This window comes from Bacteroides rodentium JCM 16496 (assembly GCF_000614125.1).
Lineage (GTDB): Bacteria > Bacteroidota > Bacteroidia > Bacteroidales > Bacteroidaceae > Bacteroides > Bacteroides rodentium.
On sequence record NZ_BAKJ01000100.1, the window covers coordinates 1 to 5,871 of the forward strand.

At 38.4% G+C, this 5,871-nt stretch carries 5 protein-coding genes and 1 pseudogene; 1 reads left to right on the forward strand and 5 read right to left on the reverse strand.

Annotated elements, in window-relative coordinates; all coding sequences use genetic code 11:
• Positions 1 to 498: 498 nt before the first annotated feature.
• The 5 genes and pseudogenes from JCM16496_RS20475 to JCM16496_RS20495 all read right to left on the reverse strand — a co-directional run bounded on the left by JCM16496_RS20475 (position 499) and on the right by JCM16496_RS20495 (position 5,169).
• Positions 499 to 1,497 (reverse strand): ISAon1 family transposase, encoded by a 999-nt coding sequence (locus JCM16496_RS20475; RefSeq protein WP_025836363.1) that lies wholly within the window; start codon positions 1,495 to 1,497, stop codon positions 499 to 501.
• The gene (locus tag JCM16496_RS20480) at positions 1,493 to 1,843 is read right to left on the reverse strand and encodes an ISAon1 family transposase N-terminal region protein (RefSeq protein WP_025836364.1); all 351 of its coding nucleotides are present in this window, start codon (positions 1,841 to 1,843) and stop codon (positions 1,493 to 1,495) included. The genes JCM16496_RS20475 and JCM16496_RS20480 overlap by 5 nt, the downstream gene beginning before the upstream one ends.
• 352 nt (positions 1,844 to 2,195) lie before the next feature.
• Positions 2,196 to 3,392 (reverse strand): hypothetical protein, encoded by a 1,197-nt coding sequence (locus tag JCM16496_RS20485; RefSeq protein WP_025836365.1) that lies wholly within the window; start codon positions 3,390 to 3,392, stop codon positions 2,196 to 2,198.
• A 12-nt stretch (positions 3,393 to 3,404) separates the two neighbouring features.
• Complete coding sequence (locus JCM16496_RS20490; RefSeq protein WP_025836366.1) at positions 3,405 to 3,752, reverse strand: helix-turn-helix domain-containing protein; 348 nt, start codon at positions 3,750 to 3,752, stop codon at positions 3,405 to 3,407.
• A gap of 44 nt (positions 3,753 to 3,796) precedes the next feature.
• A pseudogene (locus JCM16496_RS20495) lies at positions 3,797 to 5,169 on the reverse strand (ATP-binding protein).
• Between the two features lie 327 nt (positions 5,170 to 5,496).
• Here JCM16496_RS20495 and JCM16496_RS20500 point away from each other — a divergent pair.
• Positions 5,497 to 5,772, forward strand: a complete 276-nt coding sequence (locus JCM16496_RS20500; RefSeq protein WP_025836367.1) for a cyclic nucleotide-binding domain-containing protein — start codon at positions 5,497 to 5,499, stop codon at positions 5,770 to 5,772.
• Positions 5,773 to 5,871: the final 99 nt, after the last annotated feature.

Consider the following 5,871-nt stretch of genomic DNA (forward strand, 5'->3'; position numbering starts at 1 on the left):
CCCTCGTTTATGGCTGAAACTATTCTCCGACTAATATTTATGTACGTTTTATCATGGCTACCATAACAGACATCCTTCAGACAGAAAGCGCCAATACCGATTTTTTTACCTTCATCAGGAGGGCATTTTAAGAAGTTCTTCGCTTCGCTTAGCTGAATGATGGATAGTATAAACTAATTATACACATTCACCTAAACGTTAAAAAAAGGATAGTATATGTTTACATATCCGTCCCTTTTTCTTAATCTGTGTTATAGAACATACTTTTTTAGTTGGATAATTTGCAGATTCATCAGAAGTCCGTATCTTTACAATGTGTTTTTCATAGTATTAGATTTAAGGTTAACAAAGGTTGGAGTACAGCGGTACTCCTTTTTTTATGTCCATACATTATCTTTTAGGGACAGTCCGTACAGTTTGCTCCAATCCCACTAATTTTGGGTCAGCGGAAACTTCCGGTGCATGAGTTAAAATAATCAGATATAGAATGTTAAAGTTTCAAGCGAAGAGTTTTGTCAGTCTGAATATGAAGAATAGCGGGTCTGTGACTCCTCGTAGCTGTGCCCTGAACATCTTGATTTTCGCATTGAAAGACTCCGCCGGTGCGTTGGTGGCTCTACGCCTGAAGTAGTTGGCTATGGTCTTGTAATTGTTCTTGAATGTCCTGACTACCGTGTTGAATGCCTCCCTCCCCAGTTTGTCCACTTCCTCATACCATTTCATTAACAGGCCCCCTCCGGCAAGATGGTCAACCTTTTGGTTGAAAATGCCCCGCAGGTTCTGCATGACCCCGTATGCCTGTTGCACGATTGGATAGTTCTCGAACAGGATTTCCAGCCGGGTGCGCTGCGCCGGACTCCACTTGTTTTCAGATACCATCAGAGCCTTCCTGGTGCGAAGCAATATCTGCGGGAGGGTTTCGCCGTTGCGGTATTTCATTGGGACGAAGTCCACACCGTTCTGGCGGCATAGTTCCTGCTCGTCAGCTTCCCGTTTGCGAACCTCATGCCGTATGTCAATGCGCAGATCGTCCATGGCCTCATTGAACAGCTGCTGCACATGGAAACGGTCATTGACTATGTAACACCGGGGAAATGACACACGTACGGATTCCATCATCGCGGAAGACAAGTCGCAGGTGACTTCTTTGACTTTCAGCCGCTTCCATAACGGAATGCTTTCTTCCAGGACCTCGATTATATCCTCACTGCGAGCACCGTAAAGCATGGCGACCAGCGTCCCGGGGCCGCCATGGGCATCCTTGTTGGTCACGATGGTGAACAGTTCATCCTTGCTCAAGGCTGTTTCGTCGATGCTCAAATAAGGACCGCAATTTTGAGGGAAAGTCACATATGGAATATCGCGGAAGAGACTCCTTTTCATCCCTTCCCACTCCGTGTAGCCGCTCAGTTTATATTTGTATAAACGGCGGAGCGTATCACCGTTGACACCATACAGACGACCGATGGTGCTGATAGGAAGGCACTCTGTCTCAATCTTCTGATTTTAAAAAAGCAACCAACTCTTTGGTCAGTTGCGTGCCATCCTCCTGCTCATACTCTATGTCATACGAGAATATCTCACCCGTTTCCTTGTCAAGCCATTTGCACTTGCGTAAATGAAGATAAGTGGAACGACCACGGGTCAGATGGTCCTGAATCGTGCAATAGCCGGTATAACCCTTGTCCACCAAGAATTTATTCCATCTGTCAGCATCGCCTTTCCGGCGAATCTCGTCAAGGTAGATATGGAACTCTGTGGCTGTTTTGCGAATATCTTTGATCTCAAAAAGGCCTTTCAAACCTGAAGGGAGGAACTCCCATATTAAATCGTCTTGTTTCATGCTGCAAAGATACATTTAACTATACGTTTAACAGATTCTATGCACCGGAAGTTTCCGCTGACCCCTAATTTTACCTATTCTTGGAAAAGAAAAATCCCCGAACTTCTTTGAAGTTCAGGGATTTACATCGTTTTTCTTTCTTAAAAAGTGGTGCCACCAGGAATCGAAAGCGGGTTGATATGGCACTATCTTTCAGTAAGTTGTATCTTTGCTACGATGTAAGTCCCTTGAATAAGGTTTTCACAGCTTTGCACCGTTCAACACAAGTTTGTATCTTGGGTACGATTTCTGAATGCAAAGATAAGTATTATTATATAAAAGCAATATTTTGCTCTTCATAATTTGAATACGGTTATCGTTTTTTCTTCCAATAAGGTTTAGTCCAAAAAGAGTACCCTGAATTGCGATAGCTTCGTTCTGGTACAGCAGCCTGTAATATTCGATCCATATCATAAGAATTGAGATAAATGTCCTTTTTAGCTATGAAAGGATCAAGCCAATCAGCTTTCTCTCTAGCCCATTGTATCTTTGCTAGCAGTTCATCATCAGTTTCACCATCTTCAATTGCATGGCTCTCAAATGCATTAATATATTCTCTTAAAATATTAGTTTTTCGAAAACGTTCAGCAGAGTATAATAGGTCTTTAAAGTCTTCTAGCTCTTTTCTTTTCTCTTCTTCGAATTCTTCTCTTTTTCGTTCTTCTTCTTTACGTCGCTTTTCTCTCTCTTCTGCTTCAATACGTTCTGTCTTTCTATTATCTGCTTCAATCTCTAGGTATGCTACTATACTAATTATTTTATCTTCGATTTTAGTATAAGCCGTATCATGAACTAGTGTTGGGCTATGAAAGCTCGAACTATGATAAATATAAAACTGTAATTCGCCAGAAAAGATATTATTATTGTTATCACAGCGATTACTGCTATTAGGATTTTGCTTTTTTCTTTCAGTTAATCTTATTTGAATTTCCTCACCATCAACAATGGCATAGGTCTGATTGTCTTTGCATTTAATACTATGTCCTCTAAAAATTAAGCCTTTTATAATTGTATCAAAAATAGATAGTGCTCTATCTAGCATATTCTCAGAGACATAGAGGTCTAGCGTTTCTCCTATTTTACTTTTATAGGGATTTTTCTTTAGATATTGATTTTCTGATCGCTGTCTGAATTTTTCTTTTGTGTCGATTATTAGAGGATTTTTAGCATATAAGACTTCTGGAACCTTAAAGCATGAAATATCACCACTGCAAATTTCCATTTCACGTTGCTTGTATGGATTTACGGATTTCTCCATTTCTACTTTAGGTTCTTTGGCTTCTTGAAGTGTTGTTGATTGAGTTGCGTTTGTTTCCTCTTGTTGGAACGGTAGAGGTGTGACTTGCTTACCATATTTCAGTTTTGTCCAATACCCCAAAGGTGGTGTGGGTATATTCATCGATTTACAGCGTTTTCTTAAACCATTATCTGAAAGACCAAAACGTTTACATATGGTTGTCATTGGCTCAGACCATACTAAGTCATATAATTCTTTGTGTGTCAGTTCCATACTGATTGAGTATTAGTAGTTTCTCTTTGATGTATGTTTTTCTTGTAGGGTAGCAACACGTTCCTTCTCAACCCATTTAATTAATTCGTCCTCAAAGAAATAAACTTTGTTTCCTTGTATATAATGAGGTATGGTTTGGCTTCTGACCATTTTATTGATGCCATTTTTTGTTTGATTTAGAATTTGACATGCTTTTTCAATGTTTATAGGTCTGTGCTTATCAACACCTAAACCTAATTGTGACTCTATATGTTCAAGTAAAACTCTCATTTCGGCAATCTCATTTATAAGATAATTTACTGCTTTAGGAGTGTTTTGCAAAGTCAACTCCTCTTTATTGATTGTTTCATCAGTATTCATATGCCAAACAGTTATATTGATTAATAATGTTATGATAATGTAGCTTACTGTCGATTTATAATATAATACCCCCCCGTTTTTTGTGCCCCCCTAAACTCAATCAAACCTGATTTAACTAAAGAATTTAAGTGGCGTTTTGCAGTTGGAATACTTTTCTTTATTAATTCTGCAATCTTGGACGAATTGAGTCCCGGATATTTCTGGATTATCTTTAAAACTTCTTTCTCCTTGCTATTTACAGTATCATTTACAGTATCATTTACAGTATCACTTGTGACACTGTATTTTCTTTTAAACACTACCGTAAATATTCCATCCGTATGAAATTCAGGTTCAGGAAGATTAGCTTCCTTCATAGCTTCCTTCATGCGGGGGATACCGGATGCCACCCTTTCAACCAAATGCATACGGGTAAACAATCCAAAGATTAACGGGTTACGTGTCATACTCTTGTGCCCGAAATCTTTAGCAACGATAGGCAAAAGCCTCCGGGATTAGAAACCTCTACCCGGTCATCAAACATTTCTATTGTAATGGTTGCTCCCTGTTCGTAATAATCACGATGTGAGAGAGCGTTAATAATGGCTTCTTTGAACACAGTAAGAGGAATTTCCCAAATTTCTTCTCTTGGTCCTGCTCCCTCAATTTTATAAGCTACTTGCAGTTTACTTTCCAGCCATGCCATAGCCTGCAAATATTGTTGGTATAGTGGACCGCCAAAGATTTTATCATCTATGATATATACTTTGGTTGTTCCTTTGAAAAGAACACATCTTGTTACTGCGTGTGGAAATTTTCGTTCAGGTTGTTTCCCAAAAAACATGGCTGCACCGTTCTTGGCTATTCCTTTATCCGTAAATAGTTCCAAATTCTCAAATATCTGTTTGTCGGCAGTCGATGGGCTTAATCTTGCTTCTGTGCGGAAGTCTTTTATTGCTTGTTCATCTGCATCAGTGTAGATATTGAACCATGAACAGGGAATGGCATCAAAAAATATTTTGTTGCATTCCTGAAAGAAACTACGCATTTCTTCGACAGTACGAAGTTTCTGTGAGTTTGCTCCCTCACGCACAAAGATAGAACCAGAAAATATATAAGGCTTGTCTTTACCTGACGGAACATCAATTACCCAAACTGTCTTATCTTCGATACTTACCGCATACATATCACAATGAAAAGCCGGAGATATTTCACTGATAGAGCCTTGAATGGCTGAACGTTTGTCATTCTCTAAATCTGTGCCAATAATCTGTCCGTTATCATCTACACCAATAAGTAAATATCCTCCGTCTGCATTAGCGAAAGCGCAAATTTCTTCTGTTAGTTCACGAACTTTTGAAGGTACACGGACTTTAAACTCTACATTATAGCCTTCTCCGCTATCAATGAGTGATTGTATGGTTTCTGTATTTGTCATAGACATCTATAAATATAATGCAAAAATAGCTATTTGTTTGGTAAACGCTTTATTAATACAGCTTTATTTATAACTCTGGATTTTAACTGCATTATTTGTATGTCTTAATCTTATTTGTGTTTCACAAACAAGAAATGTGATTTTTATTCACTGAATAACAAACACTTGAAAGAAGTATAGAAAGTAATGGGTGACAATCATAGAAACAAGCGAATATAGTAGTTCTTTTTAGTATCTTTGCAATTATAAAGCATTTAACATGGATAAATTCAATGTGAACGAGAGTTAGATACCGCGAGATTAGAAGAACTATTTCTTGAAAATGGTATGCTGAAAATACTTAGGAAAAATGAATATATGGTTCGTCAAAACGATAAAACGAATCATATAGGTTTTGTGGTATCAGGTATATTTCGCCTTACTCGCATTGATACGAATGGTAACGAATGGATTGTTGGTTACAGTTTTGAAAATGATTTCGTATGTGATTATCCGTCTTTAATAAATAGAGAGGTGCAACAGTTAGCATACAGGCAACAAATGATTGCGAAGTTTATTTGCTCACTTTGGGCGAACTTAATCAGTTTTGGGGAACAGATATGAATACGCAGCGTTTAGGGTAAGCATCCGAGACACTGTCCAAAATTTTGTGTAAATGGAAACAGGATTCAGTTGTAAGTTTCTTCTTATATCTGGATTCTG

Excerpts from the sequence above, each read along its gene's own strand:
- JCM16496_RS20500 (WP_025836367.1), top strand. The coding sequence starts at position 5,497 with ATGCTGAAAATACTTAGGAAAAATGAATATATGGTTCGTCAAAACGAT.
- JCM16496_RS20480 (WP_025836364.1), bottom strand. The coding sequence starts at position 1,843 with ATGAAACAAGACGATTTAATATGGGAGTTCCTCCCTTCAGGTTTGAAA.
- JCM16496_RS20490 (WP_025836366.1), bottom strand. The coding sequence starts at position 3,752 with ATGAATACTGATGAAACAATCAATAAAGAGGAGTTGACTTTGCAAAAC.
- JCM16496_RS20485 (WP_025836365.1), bottom strand. The coding sequence starts at position 3,392 with ATGGAACTGACACACAAAGAATTATATGACTTAGTATGGTCTGAGCCA.